The sequence below is a fragment of the Achromobacter sp. NPDC008082 genome (assembly GCF_042957345.1).
Taxonomy (GTDB): domain Bacteria; phylum Pseudomonadota; class Gammaproteobacteria; order Burkholderiales; family Burkholderiaceae_B; genus Achromobacter; species Achromobacter kerstersii_A.
On record NZ_JBIBIB010000002.1, the window covers coordinates 547897 to 569893 of the forward strand.

15 protein-coding genes are annotated in these 21997 nt (G+C 63.7%); 8 read left to right on the top strand and 7 right to left on the bottom strand.

The genetic code is table 11. The annotated features are described in order from the left end of the window. The first annotated feature begins 9 nt into the window (after positions 1-9). Positions 10-339 (top strand): DUF2818 family protein, encoded by a 330-nt coding sequence (locus ACFZAI_RS09550; RefSeq protein WP_391566683.1) that lies wholly within the window; start codon positions 10-12, stop codon positions 337-339. Positions 340-687: 348 nt separating this feature from the next. Beyond that, positions 688-2964 (top strand): TonB-dependent receptor, encoded by a 2277-nt coding sequence (locus tag ACFZAI_RS09555; RefSeq protein ID WP_391566684.1) that lies wholly within the window; start codon positions 688-690, stop codon positions 2962-2964. 78 nt (positions 2965-3042) lie between these two features. Here ACFZAI_RS09555 and serB read toward each other — a convergent pair whose 3' ends face one another. Then, entirely contained in the window at positions 3043-3900 is an 858-nt protein-coding gene (gene serB / locus ACFZAI_RS09560; protein WP_391566685.1) for a phosphoserine phosphatase SerB, read from the bottom strand. A 25-nt stretch (positions 3901-3925) separates the two neighbouring features. Then, a complete protein-coding gene (mfd, locus tag ACFZAI_RS09565; RefSeq protein ID WP_391566686.1) occupies positions 3926-7408 on the bottom strand; it encodes a transcription-repair coupling factor in 3483 nt (1160 codons plus the stop codon). A 29-nt stretch (positions 7409-7437) separates the two neighbouring features. Here mfd and ispD point away from each other — a divergent pair, with 29 nt between their 5' ends. The 3 genes from ispD to ACFZAI_RS09580 all read left to right on the top strand — a co-directional run bounded on the left by ispD (position 7438) and on the right by ACFZAI_RS09580 (position 10882). After that, on the top strand, positions 7438-8121 hold the full coding sequence (ispD, locus tag ACFZAI_RS09570; RefSeq protein WP_391566687.1) for a 2-C-methyl-D-erythritol 4-phosphate cytidylyltransferase: 684 nt from the start codon (positions 7438-7440) through the stop codon (positions 8119-8121). After that, complete coding sequence (ispF, locus tag ACFZAI_RS09575; protein ID WP_391566688.1) at positions 8118-8603, top strand: 2-C-methyl-D-erythritol 2,4-cyclodiphosphate synthase; 486 nt, start codon at positions 8118-8120, stop codon at positions 8601-8603. Before ispD ends, ispF begins: the two co-directional genes overlap by 4 nt. A gap of 146 nt (positions 8604-8749) precedes the next feature. Next, positions 8750-10882: a DUF4344 domain-containing metallopeptidase gene (locus ACFZAI_RS09580; RefSeq protein WP_391566689.1), complete on the top strand. Its 2133-nt coding sequence runs from the start codon at positions 8750-8752 to the stop codon at positions 10880-10882. A gap of 108 nt (positions 10883-10990) precedes the next feature. Here the strand turns inward: ACFZAI_RS09580 and ACFZAI_RS09585 are convergent, their stop codons facing one another. From ACFZAI_RS09585 to ompR, 4 genes are all read right to left on the bottom strand, one after another. Continuing rightward, positions 10991-11509 (bottom strand): carboxymuconolactone decarboxylase family protein, encoded by a 519-nt coding sequence (locus ACFZAI_RS09585; RefSeq protein WP_391566690.1) that lies wholly within the window; start codon positions 11507-11509, stop codon positions 10991-10993. Between the two features lie 74 nt (positions 11510-11583). Continuing rightward, positions 11584-12132, bottom strand: a complete 549-nt coding sequence (locus ACFZAI_RS09590; protein WP_006217982.1) for a peroxiredoxin — start codon at positions 12130-12132, stop codon at positions 11584-11586. A 59-nt stretch (positions 12133-12191) separates the two neighbouring features. Then, positions 12192-13586, bottom strand: a complete 1395-nt coding sequence (locus tag ACFZAI_RS09595) for an ATP-binding protein (protein WP_391566691.1) — start codon at positions 13584-13586, stop codon at positions 12192-12194. Between the two features lie 34 nt (positions 13587-13620). Beyond that, positions 13621-14355, bottom strand: coding sequence for a two-component system response regulator OmpR (gene ompR, locus ACFZAI_RS09600; RefSeq protein WP_003813882.1), 735 nt, complete (start codon positions 14353-14355; stop codon positions 13621-13623). Positions 14356-14486: 131 nt separating this feature from the next. Here ompR and tsaB point away from each other — a divergent pair, with 131 nt between their 5' ends. Both tsaB and ACFZAI_RS09610 read left to right on the top strand, forming a co-directional pair. Then, positions 14487-15755 carry a tRNA (adenosine(37)-N6)-threonylcarbamoyltransferase complex dimerization subunit type 1 TsaB gene (gene tsaB, locus ACFZAI_RS09605; protein WP_391566692.1) on the top strand — a complete coding sequence of 423 codons (1269 nt, stop codon included), beginning with the start codon at positions 14487-14489 and terminating at the stop codon, positions 15753-15755. Further along, positions 15752-16771: a uracil-DNA glycosylase gene (locus ACFZAI_RS09610; protein WP_391566693.1), complete on the top strand. Its 1020-nt coding sequence runs from the start codon at positions 15752-15754 to the stop codon at positions 16769-16771. The genes tsaB and ACFZAI_RS09610 overlap by 4 nt, the downstream gene beginning before the upstream one ends. Before the next feature lie 69 nt (positions 16772-16840). On the opposite strand, the gene lplT is transcribed toward ACFZAI_RS09610, so the two are convergent. After that, positions 16841-18154, bottom strand: a complete 1314-nt coding sequence (gene lplT, locus ACFZAI_RS09615; protein WP_391566694.1) for a lysophospholipid transporter LplT — start codon at positions 18152-18154, stop codon at positions 16841-16843. Between the two features lie 264 nt (positions 18155-18418). On the opposite strand from lplT, the gene smc reads away from it, so the two are divergent. Next, entirely contained in the window at positions 18419-21952 is a 3534-nt protein-coding gene (smc, locus tag ACFZAI_RS09620; protein ID WP_391566695.1) for a chromosome segregation protein SMC, read from the top strand. Positions 21953-21997: the final 45 nt, after the last annotated feature.

The following is a 21997-nucleotide window of genomic DNA, read 5'->3' on the forward strand; positions in this document are numbered from 1 at the left end:
AACGCAGCCATGAACCAGACGCTGGCGGTATGGCTGTTGATTGCGCTGGCGTTGGTCAGCGCAAACCTCCCGTTCCTGACGGAGCGGGTGTTCGCCGTATTGCCCTGGAAGCAGGGCGGGGCGGAAGCGGTCAAGCCGTTCTGGTTGCGTCTGGTTGAAGTGTTGGTGTTCTACGCCATCGTCGGCGCGCTGGGCTTTGCGTTTGAATCCACGCTGGGGAATCGCTTTTCCCAGACCTGGGAGTTCTACGCCATCACCTTGAGCTTGTTCCTGGTGCTGGCGTATCCCGGCTTCGTGTACCGCTATCTGTTCAAACGCCACCCACGTTTGCGCGCCTGAAGGCCCGCCAATGCGTCAAACGCCCCGTCTGGGGCGTTTTTCTTTTGGGGCCGTGGAAAGTGATCCACCAGCGCTCGCCCCGCGTGGTGGCGGCATCAAAGGGCTTTCCGAGGCGTCCCTGATTGTGGCGGGATGAATGAATGCGCGAATGCCCTCGGCTGTGTATTCGGCACCATTAAGCGTCGCTATAAGCAGGTATATATAGCGATCGTCGCGGATCAAGTGTTGTATTTTCATCTTTTCCTCGCGCGGATTGCTTTCATTCAGGTTTCATTCAGCGGCCAGGATCAAAATCGCAACCGGTAAAAAAACAAGAATCGTTGCTATTTACGTTCTGGAGAAGCTGGTTTGAAGCCCCAAGATTCGTATTCCCTGAATACGCTCACTACCTCGCTGGCCGCCGCCATTGCCGCGCCCGCCCTGTTCATCAGCCCCTACGCTGCCGCCCAAACCGCTGACGCGGGCGTGACGCAGCTGTCGCCGGTTCGCGTGGAAGGCGAAGGATCGGCCTACCAAACCACGACCGTTCCGTCGCCGAAGATGACGGCGCCGCTGCTGGATACGCCGCGCACCGTACAGGTGGTGCCCAAGCAGGTGATTCAGGATCAAGCCGCGTCAACGTTGCAGGACGTGCTGCGCAACTCGCCGGGCATTACGTTCGGTGCGGGCGAAGGCGGCCGCCCGGGTGGCGACTTGCCGATCATCCGTGGCCAGAACTCCGCGGGCAGCTTGTTCCTGGACGGCATTCGCGACTCCAGCACGCAAGTGCGCGACACCTTCAACCTGGAACAGGTGGAAGTGATCAAGGGGCCGGACTCGGTCTACTCTGGCCGTGGCGGCGCCGGTGGCAGCATCAACATGATCAGCAAGACGCCCAAGGCGACGGACTTCACAGAAGCCACCGCGCAGATCGGTACGGACAACAACTACCGCGCCACGATCGACAGCAACTGGCGCCTCGACGAGAAAGCCGCCTTCCGCCTGAACGTCATGGGCAACAAGGGTGATGTGGCTGGCCGCGACAACGCGGTGGATTTCGAGCGTTGGGGCGTGGCCCCGTCGCTGATGCTGGGTGTGGGCACGCCGACCCGCATCACGCTCAGCTACTACCATTACCAAGACGACAGCATGCCGGATTACTCCATCCCGTATGACCCGAAGACGGGCCAGCCGGTGACGGAAACGATGGGCGTCAGCCGCAAGTCGTTCTACGGCCTGACGGGCCGCGACTTCATGAAGACGCGTGATGATGTTGCCACCGTCGACTTCCAGCACGACTTTTCTGACAAGCTGCAACTGCGCAACGTGACCCGCTACGGCCGCGGCACCACGGACTTCGCCGCGACCAACCCGGACGATAGCAAAGGCAACGTGGCCAACGGCCTGGTGTACCGCGCATTGAAGTCGGGCTACTACGTGACCAAGAGCTTCGCGAACCAGACCGATCTGACGGGCGAGTTCGATACCGGCAGCCTGAAGCACACGTTCGACCTGGGCTTTGAATACAGCAACATCAAGCAGAACAAAGACGGCTACACCGAAACCGGCGTGCCCGCGGGCGGCAGCAATTGCGTGACCGCCACGACGAACGGCCGCAACACCTATGCCAACCCGGCGTTGTGCGCCGCGTTGTGGAACCCGGACCCCGGCACCGACTACCCGGGCACCCTGCAACGCAACAACAACCCGGCGCGCTACAACACCGACACGGTGGCGGTCTACGGTTTTGACACCATCAAGTTCAACGAACAATGGCAAGCCAGCGTCGGCGCCCGTTGGGACAACTACCGCACCAGCGGCAGCAACATCGCCGCCGGCCGCAGCGACCCGGCAGGCACGCCCGCGTTCTACAGCACCAGCCGCGAAGACAGCCTGTTCAACTACCAGCTGGGCCTGGCCTACAAGCCGCTGCCCAATGGCACGATCTACGCCACCTACGGCACCTCGTCTACGCCGTCGGCCATCGCCGCAGGCGCGATCAGCGACGCAACATCGCTGTCGACTTCGTCGCTTGCGCCTGAAAAGAGCCGCACGGTGGAAGTGGGCACCAAGTGGCAAGTCTTCGAAGACCGCCTGACGCTGTCCGCCGCGGCATTCCACGACACGCGCAAGAACACCAGCGTGGCCGTGTCCGCCACCGAGGTGGCGCAAGTGGGCGAGGCCAAGGTGCGCGGCATCGAACTGGGCTTCTCGGGCAGCATCACGCCCAAATGGAACGTGTTCGGCGGCTACACCTTCATGGACAGCGAAATGACCAAGGGCGCCTACAACAGCGGCGCCGTCGGCCAGGACCTGCCCAATACCCCGCGTAACGCCTTCAGCCTGTGGACCACCTACAAGGTGCTGCCCAAGCTCACGGTGGGCGGCGGCGCGTACTACGTGGACAAGGTGTACGGCAATTCAGACGCCACGAAAAACGCCGACGGTACGCCGAAGGCGCGCTGGGTGCCCTCGTACTGGCGCTTTGACGCGATGGCGGCCTACGAATTCAACGACCACTTCTCGGCGCAGTTGAACGTGCTGAACCTGTTCGACGAAACGTACTACACGAAGGCTTACGCGGCGCACTACGCGGCGCTGGGTACGGGCCGCGCAGCCCTGTTGTCGCTGAAAGTCCGGTATTGATCAGTTCCGGTAGCAAGAATGAAAAAGCCACCTGAGCAAGGTGGCTTTTTTTTGCTTGGCGCAAACGCGAACAGCGGATCAGCTTTCAAACCAGTTCAGCACGCCGTCCAGCCCGGTGACATTCAAGGCGAAACGCGTCTGCTCGCGCACCAGCGGCTTGGCGTGATAAGCGACGGGGAAGCCCGCGGCGCCCAGCATCAGCAGGTCGTTTGCGCCATCGCCCATGGCGATGATCTGTTCTTTCGTGGCGCCGTGCGTGCGGGCGAATTCGCGCAGGTAGACCGCCTTGGCCTGAGCGTCCAGGATGTCGCCAACGACCTGCCCGGTGAGCAGGCCGTTGTTGATTTCGAGCGTGTTGGCGTGCGCGCTGTCCAGATTCAGGCGTTCGCGCAGGCGGTCCGTGAAGAAGGTGAAGCCGCCCGAGACCAGCAGCACTTTGATGCCGGCGGCCTGGGCCGTCGAGATCAGACGTTCCGCGCCCGGGTTCAGGCGCAGCTTTTCCACATAGACCTGTTCCAGCGCTTCGGCCGGCACGCCCTTGAGCAGGGCCACGCGGCGGCGCAGGCTTTCGGCGAAGTCTTTGATTTCGCCGCGCATGGCGGCTTCGGTGATCTCGGACACTTTGTCCTTCACGCCCACCACGCCTGCGATTTCATCGATGCACTCGATGTTGATCAGCGTGGAATCCATGTCCATCGCCAGGACCTTGCAGCCAGACAGCTTCAGGCCGGCTGGCACGAACGCCACGTCGACGCCGTTGTTATTCGCCCAGGCCACGACTTCGGCTTGCGTCAGGGGGTCGTGCTGCACGTCGAGCAGGCGTGCGGCGGTGTTGTTGATGCGCGCCACGCCCTGGGCCTGAGCCAGTGCGGCCAGCTGCTCCGCCTGTTCGATGCGCAGGCCGGGGGATTGAACGACAAGGTGATGGGTGGTCATAAGCGGTAGAGGGGTGGCTTTTGGATTACTTCAGGGCGCGCAGCACGGCGCGCACGGCGTCAGCGCGGGCGGGAATTTGCGCTGCCTTGATCTCAACCCGCAATTTATCCTGTCCGGCCAGTTTGATGTTGCGCTGGCGCTGCACGAGTTCGATGATCTTGGCGGGGTCCACCGAGGTCTTCGGCCCAAACTGAAGCAGCGCCTGCGTTTCGCTGGCGTCGATTTTCACGATGCCCAGCGGTTGGGCGGCCAGGCGCAGGCGGTGCGTGGTCAGCAGCGTCTGCGCCGCTTCCGGCAGCTTGCCGAAGCGGTCGATCAGTTCTTCCTGGATGTGGATCAGATCGTCTTCGTCCGCCGCATGCGCCAGGCGCTTGTAGATGCCCAGGCGCGCGTGCACGTCGGCGCAATAGTCCGACGGCAGCAGCGCGGGCGCGTGCAGATTGACTTCGCAGGCCAGGTTGAAGGGCGCGTCCAGGTCCGGTTCTTCGCCGGCGCGCAGCGCGCGCACCGCTTCGTTGAGCATCTCGTTGTACATCGAGAAGCCCACTTCCTGGATGTTGCCCGACTGCGAATCGCCCAGCACTTCGCCGGTGCCGCGGATTTCCAGATCATGCATGGCCAGGTAGAAACCGGAACCCAATTCTTCCATGGCCTGAATGGCTTCCAGGCGCTTCTTCGCGTTGGTGGTGATGGCGTCTTCGCCCGGCGTCAGCAGATAAGCGTAGGCCTGGTGGTGCGAACGCCCGACGCGGCCGCGCAGTTGGTGCAGCTGCGCCAGCCCGAAGCGGTCGGCGCGGTGGATCACGATGGTGTTGGCGCTGGGCACGTCAATGCCCGTCTCGATGATGGTGGTGCAAAGCAGCACGTTATAGCGCTGCTGATAAAAGCCCTTCATCACCTGTTCCAGCTCGCGTTCGGGCATCTGGCCGTGGGCGACCGCGATGCGGGCCTCGGGCACCAGCTCTTCCAGCCGCGCGCGCCGGTTGTGAATGGTTTCGACTTCGTTGTGCAGGAAGTAGCACTGCCCGCCGCGTTTGAGTTCGCGCAGCAGGGCTTCGCGCAGCGTGCTGCCGTCTTCGCGGCGCACGAAGGTTTTGATGGCCAGGCGCTTCTGCGGCGCGGTGGCGATGACAGAGAAGTCGCGGATGCCTTCCAGCGACATGCCCAGCGTGCGCGGAATAGGCGTGGCGGTCAGCGTCAGCACGTCGACCTCGGCGCGCAGCGATTTCAGCGCTTCCTTCTGGCGCACGCCAAAGCGGTGTTCTTCGTCGATGATGACCAGTCCCAGACGTTTGAATTTCACGTCTTTGGACAGGATCTTGTGCGTGCCGATGACGATGTCCACGCGGCCATCATTGATGCCTTCGATGGCGGCCGCCACTTCCTTGGCCGAGCGGAAACGCGACAGCTCCACGACGCGCACGGGCCAGTCGGCGAAGCGGTCGGAGAAAGTCTGGGCGTGTTGTTCGGCCAGCAGCGTCGTGGGGCAGAGCAGGGCGACTTGTTTGCCATTGGCCACCGCCAGGAAGGCGGCGCGCAGCGCGACTTCGGTCTTGCCAAAGCCCACGTCGCCGCAGACCAGGCGGTCCATGGGACGGCCCGACGTCATGTCGGCAATGACGGCTTCGATGGCGGCGGCCTGGTCAGCCGTTTCCTCAAAGCCGAAGCCTTCGGCAAACGCCTGGTAGTCGTTCAGCGGCAGATTGAAGGCGAAACCTTCGCGCGCGGCGCGTTGCGCATACAGGGCAAGCAGTTCGGCGGCGGTGTCGCGCACCTGTTTGGCGGCCTTGCGGCGCGCCTTGTCCCATTGGCCGGAACCCAGCTGGTGCAGCGGCGCGGCTTCCGGATCGGCGCCGCTGTAGCGGGCGATCACGTGCAGCTGCGACACCGGCACATACAGCGTGCTGCCGTTGGCGTATTCAAGATGAAGGAATTCCATCTCGCCTTCGCCCATGTCCATGTTGACCAGGCCGTGATAGCGGCCGATGCCGTGCTGCGCATGAACGACCGGGTCGCCCGCGCGCAGTTCGGACAGGTCGCGCACCATGGCTTCGACGTTGCTTGCGCGTTCCTGGTCGCGCTTGCCGCGCCGGCCGGTGGTGGCAAGGCCCGGGTACAAGTCGTTTTCGGTCAGGAAGGCCAGGTTGGCCTGGGGCAGCCCGAAGCCGGTGGTCAGCGGCGCGGCGACGATGCCGAAGTTGGCGTCCGACGCGAGGAACGCTTCGATGGTGTCCGGCTGCGCATCCGGCGTGACGCCAAATTCATTCAGCATCTGCACCAGCGTTTCACGGCGGCCGGCGGAGTCCGCGCACAGCAGCACGCGAGTCTGGCGCGTTTGCACCAGCGCGCGCAGCTTGGCGATGGGGTCGTCGGAACGGCGCGCGACGCTGACGTCCGGCACGGGGCGGAAATCCGGATGCGGCTCGCCTGCAGACAACGACAGGCGGCGAAATTCCTTCAGCCGCGTGTACAGCGTTTCGCTGTCCAGGAACAGGGCGGACGGCGGCAGCACCGGGCGTTCGCGGTCGCTCTTCAGGAAGCTATAGCGGCTGGAGGTGTCTTGATTGAAGCGCTGGATGGCGTCGTCGATGTCGCCAACCGTGACGGTGACCGTGCCTGCGGTCAGGTAGTCAAACAAGGTTGCCGTTTCTTCGAAGAAGAGCGGCAGGTAGTACTCGACGCCGGCAAAGGGGATGCCGTTGCCGATGTCTTTATAGGGCAGGGCGCGCGAAGGGTCGCCTTCGAAGACTTCCCGGAAACGCGCGCGAAAGCGCGTGCGCGAATCCTCGTCCATCGGGAATTCGCGGCCCGGCAGCAACTGGACTTCGCGCACCGGATACAGGCTGCGCTGCGTGTCCACGTCAAAGCTGCGGATGGTTTCGATTTCGTCGTCGAACAGGTCCAGCCGGTAAGGCACCACCGAACCCATCGGGAACAGATCGATCAGCCCGCCACGCAGGCAGAATTCGCCGGGCGCGGTCACTTGCGTGACGTGGTTGTAGTTGGCCAGCGTCAGTTGCGCGCGCAGGGCGGCTTCGTTCAGCTTGTCTTTCTGCTTGAACGAAAACGTGTAGGCCGCCAGGAACGAGGGCGGCGCCAGACGATAGAGCGCGGTGGTGATCGGCACCGTCAGCACGTCCACCGTTTTCATCATCAGCGAATGCAGCGTGTTCAGACGCTCGGAGATCAAGTCCTGATGCGGCGAGAACGCGTCGTAAGGCAGCGTTTCCCAGTCAGGCAGCTGGCGCACGCGCAGGTCCGGGGCGAATAGCTGAATTTCTTCTGCCAGGCGCTGGGCCTCGAGCGGCTCGGCCGTCAGGATGACCAGCGGCGCGGACGCCTGCCTGGCCAGATCCGCCAGCAGCCAGGCGTCTCCCGAACCCGGCGGACGGGGTTGCGCATAGCGCGCGCCGGGTTTCAGCGCGGACAAAGTCGGGGCGGTCGCAGGGACCGGCGGCGCGGCGGTGATAGGAGAAGTGGGGGCGGGCATCAGGGTGGAAGCAGGCATCAAGCGGAAGATTATAAAATCACCGCACCATGTCTGACTCAATCATTGCAATCGTTCCCGCTGCGGGCGTCGGCGCCCGCGCCAGCCACCCCGGTGCGGAGCCCGTGCCTAAACAATATCGTCCATTGGCCGGACAGCCCATGTTGCGCCACGCGGTGCAGGCGCTGCTGGCCGATGACCGTGTTTCCCAGGTGCGCGTGGCCGTGACGCCGGGCGATGGCTGGGTGGACGCGGCGCTGGCCGGCCTGCCGCGCACGGTGTGGCGGGCCTGCGGTGGGGCGACTCGCGCGGATACCGTCGAAGGCGCGTTGGCCGACAGCGGTGTGGCTGATGACGTTTGGGTGCTGGTCCATGATGCGGCGCGCCCCGGTTTGCCCGCGGCCGCGCTGCGCCGCCTGATCGACGCCTGCCTGGCGGACCCGGTGGGCGGTCTGCTGGCGCTGCCCGTGGCGGACACGGTCAAGGGCGGCCACGACCGGGTCGAGCGCACGCTGGACCGCAATGGCTTATGGCTGGCGCAAACGCCGCAGATGTTTCGGGCCGGCGTGCTGCGCGATGCGCTGGCGGCGGCCTCCGTAAATGGCGTGACCGTCACCGACGAGGCCTCGGCCCTGGAAGCGGCCGGATATGCGCCATTGCTGGTTCCCGGCGCCTTGCGCAATTTCAAGGTGACGTGGCCGGATGATTTCGAACTGATGGAAAAATGGTTATGAGCATTCCTTTTCGCGTCGGGCAGGGCTTTGACGTACACGCCTTGGTCGAAGGCCGCCCGCTGATCATCGGCGGGGTCACGATTGCCCACACGCATGGTTTGCTGGGGCATTCAGATGCGGACGTGCTGCTGCACGCCGTGACCGACGCGCTGCTGGGCGCGGCTGGCCTGGGCGATATCGGCCGCCACTTTCCCGATACGGACCCGGCCTTCAAGGGGGCAGACAGCCGCGAGCTGCTGCGCGAAGCCATGGCGCGCGTGCGCCGCGCAGGGTGGACGCCGGTGAACATCGACGCCACGATTCACGCCCAAGCGCCCAAGATCGGCCCGCACGCGCCGGCCATGGTGGCGAATATCGCCGCTGACCTCGGTTTGGCAGAGACCGAGATCAACATCAAGGCCAAGACCAACGAAGGCTTGGGGTATCTGGGCCGCAAGGAAGGCATCGCGGCCACGGTCGTTGCGCTATTGGCCCGCGTATAAACCTCTACCGCTTAACGCGTTCCGACCGTAATGCAATGAAATTCCATTGCATTTACTTTGCTATACATCTTTAACAAATAAATAAGCGGGTCGGATTGATCTGGAATATTCTGCGCACCTCAATCTGCCTACATAGAGAAATTCAGATGCGTTTACGTGGCGTCGCCCTGTTTTCGGTCCTCGTTGCTGCGGCCTCGCCCGCGCACGCTGAGTTTGAACAACAGCTGGGACCCCTGGCAGGCGCCGTCAGACAGCAGATGCTGCAAGGCTGGACCGCCGCCGTGCAGGATGGCTGGTTCACGTTGCGCAACCCGGCCACGGCCGGCAGCGAACAAACGCTTTATCTTTCCGTTGGGCCCGCACCTGAACAGGGCCGCGTGACCGATGTGAATGTGGTCGTCAATTCGCAGAATCCGAAGGCGTCGATTGGCGTGGCGCTGAATAATCGCGCGAAGAAAAGCCTGTGCCTGATCGAGATTACGGCGGACAAGAGCACGATTCTGTTCTGCCTTGAAGGCCAGAACCGTCGCGATATCGCAACGGTTCCCAATCTGGCGAAGCTGGATGGCTCGGACCGCATCAAGGTGGTCGAGCTGCCGGGCGCGGCCCGCTTCATCGTGAACGGCAAGATCATTGGCGACGTCACGGATTCGTCGGCGGTGGGCGGCGACATCGGCATCATGGCCTATGACATCGGCACGTTCGGCATTGCGGATTTTTCGATCAATACCGACCTGGCGCCCCGGCAGGGCGCGCCCGCGCAGCAAGGCAGCGGCTTGCCCCCGCGTAGTGGCGCTACGGCGCCTCAATCTGCCGGCTTGCCGCCGCGTGGCGGCAGTGGCGGCGGCGCCGGCGCGCCGCAGACCAAGCAGGCGCCCGCGCCCGCCCAATCCGACAACTCGGGCTTGCCCGGTGCGGGTCCGTACCCCCGGTTTGGCGGCGATACGCTGCGTATCGTGTCCGTGTACATCGGCATCATGCGCAGCATTTTCATGCACGAATTCGGCCATGCGCTGATCGGCGAACTGGAACTGCCGTCGACCGGCGCCGAAGAAGACGCGGTCGATATCTACGCGGCGCTGCAAATCGTTGAGCCAACGATGTACCCGTCGAACGACAAAGACGTAAACACCATGGCGCGCGACGCCGCAACCTACGCCGCCTTGCAGTGGTATTACAGCGGCAAGCTGGCGGAAAGCCGGGGCGCGTCGGAAACATCGGCCTGGCAGGACGAGCACACGGGCGACTTGAAGCGCTTTCGCAACATGCTGTGCATCATGTACGGCGGCAACCCGTCGGTGTTCGAATCGGTGGCCAAGCACGTGGGGCTTGAAGATCGGACCAAGGCGCGTTGCGCTGATGAATTCAACAAGCAGAACCGTGCGTGGCGCCGAATCCTGGCGCCGCACACCCGTGTCGGCACGTGGTCGCCTGATGGGCAGCAGCCGGCCAATGCGCCCGGTGCGCCGGTCAACGTCACGTTCGAACGGTCGTCGCGCAAGATCGGCAATCTGTTTGCGAACAATCTTTCCGAAGCCATCACCAACAACATCAAGCTGCTTGGGCAGACCTATGTGTTGCCCCGGCCGGTGAACGTGGTGTTCAAAGATTGCGGCAAGCTCAACGCCTGGTACAACCCGCGCGAAGGCTCGATCACCATGTGCTATGAGCTGATCGAAAACATTGCGGTGATGATCTCCGACATCGAAATGGGCACGGTGGGCGGTGAAGTGGCCGCTAAAGATGGCGGGCGCGCGCCGCAGCAGCAACCCCAGCAGCAGCCCCGGCAGTCGTCGCCGGGTCAGGGCATGCCGCCCAGCCCCATTGATGAGCTGGCAGACATGGGCGTGCCGCCGACATCGCTGCTGTTCGCCGCGCCGTATAAAGGCCCGACGCCGAATCAGATTTTCCGCGCCAAGCTGGTTACCACGGGCGACCTGGTCGGCATGATCAAGAACGACAAGAATCTGCTGATCGTCGACACCAGCGGGCTGGCCGACACGCTGCCTATTTCCTATCCGCTGCCGGATGCGGGCTCGGATGGCAGCGTCACGGACCAACTGCAAAGCGCGCTGGATTCCTGGCTGCTGAAAAAAGCAAACAACAATCGCGGTGCGTCAGTGGTGTTTGTGGGCGCGGGCATGAACGACCGTTCGTCCTACAACGCGGCATTGCGCGCCGGTTCGCTCGGCTGGTCCGCGTACTGGTATCGCGGCGGTGTTCAGGCCTGGGTCTCGAACGGCCTGCCGACCACCTCGGATATGGCGAAGAAGAACTAAGCGGGGGCCAAGCGGTTTTGCTGAGGCGGGTTCACGCGCTTTTTCCAAACAAAAAGCCCGCCTGTTTTCACAGGCGGGTTTTTTTTGGCTGGCAGCTTCTTGCGTGGCTTACTTGCCTTGGGCAGCCAGGGCCAGCGCAGCGGCGTTGACCACGGCGGCGATACGGCCGGCGTCGCGCAGCTGTTCGGTCGACAGGCCGTCGTTCTTCAGGTTTTCATAGTGCGAGGCCACGCAGAAATGGCACTTGCCGATGATGGACGCCACCAGCGCAAACAGCTCGAAGCGCTTCTTTTCCACGCCGCCATGGGTGGCGTAGGCGTTCATGCGCAGCTGGGCCGGCAGGCTTTTCAGGTTGGCGTCGCCCGTCATTTCGACGTAGGGATACCAGGTGTTGTTCATGCCCATCAGCGCCGAGGCGGTCAGCGCGGCATTCGCGTCGCCTTCCGACAGGCCGCTCTTGAAGGCTTCAACCAGCACCGGGCTGCGCGCGGCGTAAGCGGCGGACAGGGCGGCGCCGAGGGCGTCTTCAGGCGCAAGCGTCGAACGGGCAATGACGGCGTCCAGATTCAGGCGGATGTCCTTGGCCCAATCCGGCAGCTGTTCCTTAATGGTCGTAAGAAATTCCATAGTTTTTACCTATAATCTAGAGCAATTAAAGCCCAGCGCCGGGCCTGCAAGCAGACCCTTGGCCGGGCTGGAAATTACAGCGTAGCGCCGCCAACCGTACGGTTGCACGGGCACAGCTCATCGGTTTGCAGACCGTCGAGCAGACGCAGAACTTCTTCCGGGTTACGGCCGACGTTCAGGTTGTTCACCGAAACGTGCTGGATCGTGTTGTCCGGATCAACGATGAACGTGGCGCGCAGAGCAACGCCAGCACCCTTTTCACGGACGCCCAGTTGGTCGATCAGGGCACCGGTGGTGTCGCCGAATTGGTAGTGACCCAGCTTGTTCAGGTCCGGGTGCTCACGGCGCCATGCCAGCTTGACGAATTCGTTGTCGGTGGAACCGCCCAGCAGGACGGCGTCGCGGTCTTCGAAATCCTTGGCCAGCTTGTTGAAGCCGACGATTTCGGTCGGGCACACAAACGTGAAGTCTTTCGGGTAGAAGTAGATCACCTTCCACTTGCCGGGGAACGAGCTTTCGGTGATGTCTTCAAACGCCGACACGCCATTTTCTTCGTGCTGGTTGAAGCCGGGCTTGACGCCGGTGACCTTGAAAGGCTCGAGTTTGTCGCCAACAGTTTTCATGTTTACTCCCAGTAGTTGTTGGTGGAGATAAGGCAGTGCCTTAAACCATAAATTCTACGCTATGGATTATCGTTGTCTAATTGATAATTCCTAAACTTGGCTTTGGGCAACTCTATCCGCGCAGTCAGTCCGCCGCCTTCACGAGGCAGCATCCGCAGCGCGCCGCCCACGTGCTTGAGCAGGCGTTCCACAATGGCCAGACCCAGGCCCGCGCCGCTGACGCCAGTACGCGCTGCTTCGCCACGCGAGAAGGGCCGCAGCAGCCGGTCCACGTCTTCGGGGGCGATGCCGGGGCCGCGGTCTGAAACCTCGATCACGATCATCGCGCCTTCAGCTTGCAGTGTCATGACCAAATGCGCCATGCCATCGCTGGAACGGCCATAACGGCGGGCGTTCTCGATCAGGTTGCTGACCACGCGCTTCAAGTCCAACGCCGTGATGCGCGCGCGCAGGCCTTGTTCCAGAGACGCGTCGAGCTCGCCGCCCAGCGACGCCGTGTGGCTGCGTTCGCGTTCATAGAGCTCGGCCAGGACGGCGGAAATATCGGTTGCCAGCTGCGGCAAGGTGCCGGCCGGGCGCGCGTATTCCATCAGTTGCCCGATGCTGTGGTCGATCTGACCAAGGTCTTCGTCGATGGCCTGGCGCGCGTCTTCCGACACGCCGCTGAGTTCGATTTCCAGCCGCATCCGCGCAAGCGGAGTTCGCAAGTCGTGTGAAATCCCCGCCAGCATCAGTTCCCGGTCGGCCTCGGCTTGCCGCAGGTCTTTGGCCATCCGGTTGAAGGAGGCGTTCAGGTCGCGGATTTCAAGCGGGCCTTGTTCGGGCAGCGCCGCCGGCGTTTCGCCGCGCGACAGCACTTGCGCCGCGCGCGCCAGCCGCGACAAGGGCCGGTTCACGAAGCCCACGCTGACCGCCGCACCGACAAGGGAAAGCAGCAACGCGGTCGCGCCCCATCCCAGCCATTCGATCCCGCCCGTCAACCCGATCTGCTCACGCTCGAACACCAGCCAATACAGATCTTTTTCAATCTGGAAGCTGACCCAGAACCCAGGCACCTGATTCACGCCCCAGGCAATCTGCGTTTCCGGGCCGAAGCGCGTGCGGATGTGCTGGGCAACGCGTTGCCAGTAGTCGTCGTCAGGGAGGGCTTCGGCGAAGTCGGTGACTTCGCGCGGGTAGACCTGGATGCCTTCGTTGGTGGCCAGGTCCAGCAGGAGCTTGCTGCGTTCGCCGTTATGCGAGTAGATCAGCGCCGTGCGTGTGATATTGACGGCCGTGATCACCCGCTGCGCCATTTGATTGGCGCGCGGCCCCAGCTCCATGCTGAAGAAGACTTGTAGCCACGCCCCCAGGCTCACCAGCATCAGCGCGGCGAGCAACAGGAACGTGCGGCCGAACAAGCCGAGCCGCAAACGTGAAGTCAAGTTCCTGAAGGTTCTGCGCAAGCGGGGCACGAGGCTGCGCTCCTGCCCGGGGCGGGCGAGCCGATCAGCTACCACCGTCCGGCACAAACACGTATCCGAGACCCCAAACGGTCTGGATGAACACGGGCTTGGACGGATTGGGTTCGATCAATTTGCGCAGGCGCGAGATCTGAACGTCGAGGCTGCGATCGAAAGCTTCGTATTCGCGGCCACGCGCCAGCTCCATGAGCTTGTCGCGGGACAGGGGGATCTTCGGATGGCGCGCAAATACCTTGAGCACCGAGAATTCACCGGTCGTGATCGGCACTTGTTCACCGTTGCGCGTGAGCGTGCGGGTGGACAAGTTCAGCACGTACGGGCCGAAGGCGATGGATTCGTTTTCCTGGCTGGGAGCGCCGGGATGTTCCTCGGTGCCGCGGCGGCGCAGGATCGCGTTGATCCGTGCCAGCAGTTCCCGGGGGTTGAAGGGTTTGGACAGGTAATCGTCCGCGCCCATCTCCAGGCCCACGATGCGGTCGATTTCTTCCGCCTTGGCCGTGAGCATGATGATGGGGGTATTGTCGTGGCCACCGCGCAACCGGCGGCAGATGGACAAGCCATCTTCGCCGGGCAGCATCAGATCCAGCACAAGCAGATCAAAATGCTCGCGTTGCCAGAGTTTGCCCATCTCTTTGGCGTCTTCGGCAACGAAAACGTTGAATCCCTGCTCGGACAAATACCGGCGCAGCAAATCGCGCAAGCGCGGATCATCGTCAACGACGAGGATTTTTCGGGTGGGGGTGGTGTTTTGCGTATTCATGGCCGGAAATGTAACAGTGACAAGAACCAGCGGCTAGTGGGCGTTCACAAGATATTACACATTGCGAACCATGGTTGAAATCCCCCTTACAACCGGGGGACAAGTCGCGGTATTTCGTACAATCTGCATCTATGGAACTAAACCTGCTGGCTTTGGAAACGTCTTCGTCCCGTTGTGGGGTGGCCCTTTTGCGGGCGGTCGATGGCCGCCTGGTGGTCAGTACCCGCGAACACGAGGGGTCTCAAGAGCATGCGGAACGCCTCTTGCCGATGGCAAATGAGCTGTTGGCGGAGTCAGGATTGGCTCCCGCCGCCCTGCATGCCGTGGCGTTTGGCCAGGGGCCGGGCGGCTTTACGGGCCTGCGTGTGGCTTGCGGCGTTGCGCAAGGCATGGGGCTAGGCTTAGGTATACCCGTTTTGCCCGTGGTGTCGCATCAGGCGGTGGCCGCACAGGTGGCCGAGGCCGGCCCCGATGACGCAATTGTCGTGGCGCTGGATGCCCGCATGAACGAGGTCTATCTGGCCGTTTATCGGCAAACGGCCGCCACTGAAGGCGAGCCCGGCTGGGACGTCTTGCAGCCGCCCTTGCTGATTGCCGCAGCAGAAGTCGTGCCCTGGACCGCCCATCACCTGGCGAACTGGTCGCGGCAAGCCGGCCGCCCCTTGCAGCCGGTGTTGGCGGGAGACGCCTGGGACGCCTACGCTACCGAGATGGAATTTCCCGATTTGTGGCGTCGCGCCGCGGATGCGCTGCGCCCCGAAGCCGCAAGCGTGGCACGCCTGGCGCGCCAAGGCTGGCTGCGAGGCGAAGCCCTGCCGCCTGAGCAGGCCGCGCCGCTCTACGTGCGGGATAAAGTCGCCTTCACCACCGCTGAACGCATGCGTGGGGAAGGGGGCAATCCGAAGGCCCAGCCCTCGCTGGCGCCGGGTTTGACGCTGGTTCCGCAGGTGCTGACCGAGTCCGATCTGGACGAGGTCGTGGCGCTGGAAGCCCATGTGCAAGCCTTTCCCTGGACACGCGGCAATTTCGCGGATGCGCTGGCCACCGGCTATGGGGCCTGGGTGCTGCGCCGCGAAGGCAAGGTTGCCGGGTTCTGCATTCTGATGTTCGCGCCAGACGTCGCGCATCTGCTGGTGATTGCGGTTGCCAAGGACCTGCATCGTCAGGGCCTGGGCGGCGTGCTGCTTGACTGGTGCGAGCAGCAGGCGCGCGAGCGGGGCCTGGAAGGCGTGCTGCTGGAGGTGCGGCCGTCGAATACATCCGCCGTCGCCTTCTACAAGCGCCACGGCTATTTGCAGATTGGTGTGCGCCGGGGCTATTACCCGGCGGAGAAGGGCACGCGTGAAGACGCGTTGGTGATGCAGAAGCGGTTCGCCGCTGTGTCCGAGGTGGCGGCATGACCCTGCCGACCGCCGCCGCGCCCCGCGTCAATCCTCTGCAGCGCATCTGGCTGCGCGAGATCGGCATGGAACGCCTGTGGCTGCGCCCGGCGCCTGCGGCCCCGCGGCTGGCTGCTGACCCGCAAGCGCTTGTTTCCAAACCGATTTTGCCGGTTGCCGGGATTGGTTCTGCTCCCGGGCCAGCTCCCGGTTTTGGTCCGGCCTCTGCGCCCGCTTCCGCAGCGCCTGGCACGGAGGCCATGCCCGCCCAGGGCCTTGCTGCCGAACCCATTGCGTCCCAGGCAACCCCACCCGCCGCCCGCCCCGCTGAACGCAGCGGTGAGCGCGCCAACGGCCGCCCCGGCATTCCCGCATCCATCCTGAACCGCACCGGCCCGCCGCCGCGCCCCGTCCCCAAGACGGCCGAAGAAGAAGCGGTTGAAGCGCCGCGTATTCCGGTCGCCGAAGCGGTCAAGAACGCCACGCTGGACGAACTGCGTGAGCAGGTGGTGGCTTGCACGGCCTGTGGGCTGTGCCAGGGCCGCCGCCACGCGGTGTTTGGCCATGGGGCGACCCCTACCCGTTGGCTGGTCGTGGGCGAAGCGCCTGGCGAGCAAGAAGACCGTCAGGGGCATCCGTTCGTGGGCCGTTCCGGTCAATTGCTGGACGCGATGCTGGCCGCTGTCGGCATGAGCCGCGATACGGATGTTTTCATCACCAACGTCATCAAGTGCCGACCGCCGGGCAACCGCAATCCCAAGCCCGAGGAAATCGCCTCGTGCAGCCCGTACCTGATGCGCCAGATTGCGCTGCTCAAGCCCGAACGCATCCTGGTGCTGGGCCGGTTCGCCGCGCAGACGCTGCTGGGCACGGACGCTACCATCGGTAGCCTGCGCGGCCGCGTGCATACGCTGAAGACCGACGAAGGGGTGGAAATCCCGGTCATCGTCAGCTATCACCCGGCGTATCTGCTGCGCAGCCCGTCCGAGAAGGCGCGGGCCTGGCAAGACCTGAAGCTGGCCTCGCGGATGGTCTGAAAAGCCGTCAAAAAAGCCGCCAATAAAAAACCGGGCCTGAGCCCGGTTTTTTATTGGCAGATCAAGCGCTTAGTGTGAGGAATCCAGCGCGCGGCCGTGGCCTTCCTGGCCGATCTGGTCGTGCAGGTCGGGGTTGGCCTGCAGGTTGCGCTTGCTCCAGCGCATGAACACCACCATCAGCACGGCGACAACCGTGCCGAAGATCACGATGATGATGTTGATGGGCAGTTGCAGCCAGAGCAGCAGCGTGTACATCGCCACCATGAGCAGGATGTTCAACTGTTCGTTGAAGTTCTGGACCGCAATCGAATGGCCCGCCGACAGCAGCACGTGGCCGCGATGTTGCAGCAGCGCGTTCATGGGCACGACAAAGAAGCCCGCCAAGCCGCCCGTGAGCAGCAGCAGCAGGTAGACGCTCCACGGCGAGTACACCAACGGCATCAGCAGCACGACCAGCCCCATGGCGGCGCCCACCGGCAGCACGGCCAGGGCGCGGCGCAGCGGAATCCGGCCCGCCAGGATCGACCCCACGACCGTACCCAAGGCCGCCACACCCATCAGCATCGACGCCTTGTCCAGCTGATAGCCCAGGTGGCTGCGGCCCCATTCGATCACGATCAGTTGCAGCGTGGCGCCCGCGCCCCAGAACAGCGTGGTCACGGCCAGGGAAATCTGGCCCAGCTTGTCTTTCCACAGCACGCAAACGTAGCCCCAGAACGTGCGGATCAGGCGCACCGGGTTCTTTTGCTGCGGCGGATAGCGCACGTGGGTGCGCGGAATCATCAGATTGCACAGGGCCGCCAGCAGATAGACGAAGGCGATCACCAGAATGGCCGCTTCGGCGGGCGTGTGCACCAGGTTGCCGATGAACGAATGGCTGAGCAGCGCGGTGGACACGGACGACGAAATAAGCAGCCCGCCCAACACCGTGCCCAGAATGATGGAGAAAACCGTCAGGCCTTCGATCCAGCTATTGCCCTTGACAAGCATGTGCGGGGGCAGCATTTCGGTGACGATGCCGTACTTGGCGGGCGAATAGGCGGCCGCGCCGATGCCGACAACCGCGTAGGCCGCGCACACCAGATAGGTTTGATATTCAGGAGCCACGCCGATGCTGGCGTACGAGAACATCAGCAGACAGCCGGCGACTTTCAGGGCGTTGGTGGAGAACATCACGCGGCCCTTGGGGAAGGAGTCGGCCAGGGCGCCGACAAAGGCCGCCAGCACCACGTAGGCCAGTGCGAACGACCATTTCATCATGGGCGCCAGCCAGTCAGGGCCGTGCAGCTCCTGTATCAAGGCGATGGCTGCGATGAACAGCGCATTGTCCGCCAATGACGAGAAGGCCTGCGCGGCCATGACCAGATAGAAACCACGTTTCAAGAATGTCCCCGTTCTTTGGCCTGAGCCCGGCCAGTCCGCGTGAAAATTATGTGTCGTGCCAAAAAGTGTCAGGGAGTATAGCCGGTGGCTGGAACGGAACCATTGCGCGTTTGCCCGTGGGTTGACCGTTGCTGACGTTTAGGGACAGACTGCCTGCGGTATCATACGACCCATATGTGAGCCGGCCCTTGATGGGCCGGTTTGCAATCTATGCGGCAGGTCCGTTAACGCCTTTCGTTCAACCCACCCCGTCGTCATCGTACTGTGCGTCTCACTCAGCTAAAACTCGCCGGCTTCAAGTCCTTCGTTGATCCCACCGTGATCCCCGTGCCCAGCCAATTGGTGGGCGTGGTGGGTCCCAATGGCTGCGGGAAATCGAACATCATTGACGCGGTGCGCTGGGTGCTGGGCGAGGCCAAGGCCTCGGAACTGCGCGGCGAGTCCATGCAGGACGTCATTTTCAATGGCTCCGGCAACCGCAAGCCCGCGGCGCGGGCCTCGGTGGAAATGGTGTTCGACAACAGCGAAGGGCGCGCCGCCGGCCAGTGGAGCACCTACGCCGAAATCGCCGTGCGCCGCGTGTTGACCCGCGACGGCACCAGCAGCTACTTCGTCAACAACCAGCAAGTCCGCCGCCGCGACATCCACGACATCTTCCTGGGCACTGGCCTGGGCGCACGTGGGTACGCCATCATCGGGCAGGGCATGATCAACCGCCTGATCGAGGCGCGCCCTGAAGAACTGCGGGTGTTCCTGGAAGAAGCGGCCGGGGTGTCGCGCTACAAAGAGCGCCGCCGCGAGACCGAAAACCGCCTGTCCGACACGCGCGAAAACCTGACCCGCGTGGAAGACATTCTGCGCGAACTGAACAGCCAGCTGGAAAAGCTTGAGGCGCAGGCCGAAGTGGCCACGCGCTATCGCGAATTGCAGGCCGACGGCGAAAAGAAGCAGCATTCCCTGTGGTTCCTGAAGGAAACCGGGGCGCGCGAAGAGCGCGCCAAGAAAGCCCAGGAAATGGCGCAGGCCCAAAACGAGCTCGAATCCGCCATTGCCGGCCTGCGGGCGGGCGAGGCCGCGCTGGAATCCCGGCGTCAGGCTCACTATGCGGCCAGCGACGCCGTCCACACCGCCCAAGGCGCGCTGTACGAAGCCAATGCCCAGGTCAGCCGCCTGGAAGCCGAAATCCGCCATGTGGTGGATTCGCGCAACCGCTTGCAGTCCCGCCGCGACCAGCTTCAGCAGCAGATCGCGGAATGGACCAGCCAGCGCGAGCACTGCACCGAACAGATCGCCCAGGCCGAAGACGACCTGGCCGCCGCCGCCGCCCGCACGGAAGAAGCGCGCGCCGCGGCGGAAGACGCCCAGGCGGGCTTACCCTCGGTCGAGCAGCGCGTGCGCGAAGCCGCGTCTGGCCGCGACGAGATGCGCGCCGCCCTGGCCCGCGTTGAACAGAATCTGGCGCTGGTCGCGCAGACCCAGCGCGATGCCGACCGCCAAATGCAGGTCCTGGAGCAGCGCCGCGAACGGCTGCAGCAGGAACTGCGCGAATTGCACGCCCCGGACCCCATCCGCCTGGAACAACTGGCCGGCGACCGCCTGGCCGGCGAAGACCAGCTGGAAGAGGCGCAGGAAGAACTGGCCACGCTGGAAGGCCGTGTGCCGGAAGCGGATGCCGAACGCAGCCGCGCCCAGGCCGCCGCCCAGACCGACGCCCAGAATCTGGCGCGCTTGGAAGCCCGCCTGTCCGCGCTGGTGAAGTTGCAGGAAGACGTGCAGAAGCAGGGGGCGCTGGAACCCTGGCTGGCCAAGCACGAACTCGCCGGGCTGTCGCGCCTGTGGCAGAAGCTGCATGTCGAGCCGGGTTGGGAAACCGCCCTGGAATCCGCGCTGCGCGAACGCATGGCGTCGATGGAAGTGCGCAACCTGGATTGGGCCCGCGCTTTCGCTGAAGACGCGCCGCCCGCCCGGCTAGCGTTCTATCAATTGCCCGTGGCGGCCCCGACGCCGCCCGCGCCCGCCGGCCTGACGCCGCTGGCCAGCTTGCTGCGCATCACCGACCCTGACCTGCGTACGTTGCTGAACGACTGGCTGGCCGGTATTTACACCGCCACCGATGTGACGCAGGCCCTGGCCATGCGTGCAACCTTGCCCGCCGGCAGCGCCTGCGTGGTCAAGGCCGGCCACCTGATCGACGCGCACAGCGTGCGCTTCTACGCGCCGGATTCCGAACAAGCCGGCCTGCTGGCGCGCCAGCAGGAAATCGAAAATCTGCAACGCGAGATCAAGGCGCAGCAACTGATCGCCGATCAGGCGCGCGCCGCGGTTGCCCGGGCTGAAGCGGCCTGGCAGCAAGTGTCGCAGGCCATCGCCCCGGCGCGCACGCGCGTGGCCGAGGTCACGCGCCGGGTGCATGACATCCAGCTGGAGCACTCGCGGCTGCAACAGCAAGCCGAGCAATCTGGCGAACGCGCCTCGCGCTTGCGGCAAGACCTGGAAGAAATCAAGGTTCAGGAAGAAGACCTGCGCGCCACTCGCGAAGAGGCCGAAGCCCGCTTCGAGACGCTGGACGAAGAGCTGGCCGAACATCAATCCCGTTTTGCCGATGCCGAAATCGACGGCGAAACGCTGGCCGCCCAGGCCGAAGCCGCCCGCACGCGTTTGCGTGAACTGGAGCGCGCCGCACAGGAAGCGGAATTCGCCGAGCGCGGCATCCAGGTCCGCATCACCGACTTGCAGCGTAATCAGCAATTGGCCGCCGACCAAAGCCAGCGCGGCACGGTCGAACTCGAACAACTGATGGGCGACCTGGTTGAGCTGGACGCATCCGCGTCCCAGGCTGGCCTGCAAGATGCGCTGGAAGCGCGCGCCGAACGCGAAGAAGCGCTGTCGCGCGCGCGCCAGGAAATGGAAAATCTGGCCGCCTTGCTGCGCGGCGCCGACGAAGACCGCCAGCAGCAAGAGCAGACGCTGGAACCGCGCCGTGCGCGCATCATGGAATTGCAGTTGCAGGAACAGGCGGCCCGTCTGGCCGAAGAGCAGTTCACCGAACAGCTGAACGCGCGTGAAGTCGACCGCGAGGCGCTGGCGCAAGACCTGGCCAATAGGCCCGACGAATGGCGCCGCGCCAGCTGGCTGCAACAGGAAGTGGGGCGTATCTCGCGCCAGATCGAATCGCTGGGTTCGGTCAACCTGGCGGCGCTGGACGAATTGAACACGTCACGCGAACGCAAGGGCTTCCTGGATTCGCAACACCAGGACTTGATGACCGCCATCGAGACCCTGGAAGACGCCATCCGCAAGATCGACCGCGAAACCCGCGAGCTGCTGCAAGAGACGTTCAACATCGTGAACGGCCACTTCGGTGAGCTCTTCCCCAAGCTCTTTGGCGGCGGCGAGGCCAAGCTCAGCATGACCGGCGAGGAAATTCTCGACGCGGGCGTGCAGGTGATGGCCCAGCCGCCCGGCAAGCGCAACAGCACGATTCACCTTTTGTCCGGCGGCGAAAAAGCGCTGACCGCGACTGCGCTGGTGTTCGCGCTGTTCAAACTGAATCCGGCGCCGTTCTGCTTGCTGGACGAAGTGGACGCGCCGCTGGACGACGCCAACACTGAACGCTACGCCAACCTGGTCGCCAACATGAGCGAGCAAACCCAATTCCTGTTCATTTCGCACAACAAGATCGCCATGCAGATGGCCAAGCAACTGATCGGTGTAACCATGCAAGAGCAAGGGGTTTCGCGTATCGTTGCGGTAGATATAGATTCGGCCGTGCAAATGATGGCCTCCGAAGCGGCATAACCCCCAATATTTAGAATGGCGCCGCCCTCCCGGCGCGGGATTTAC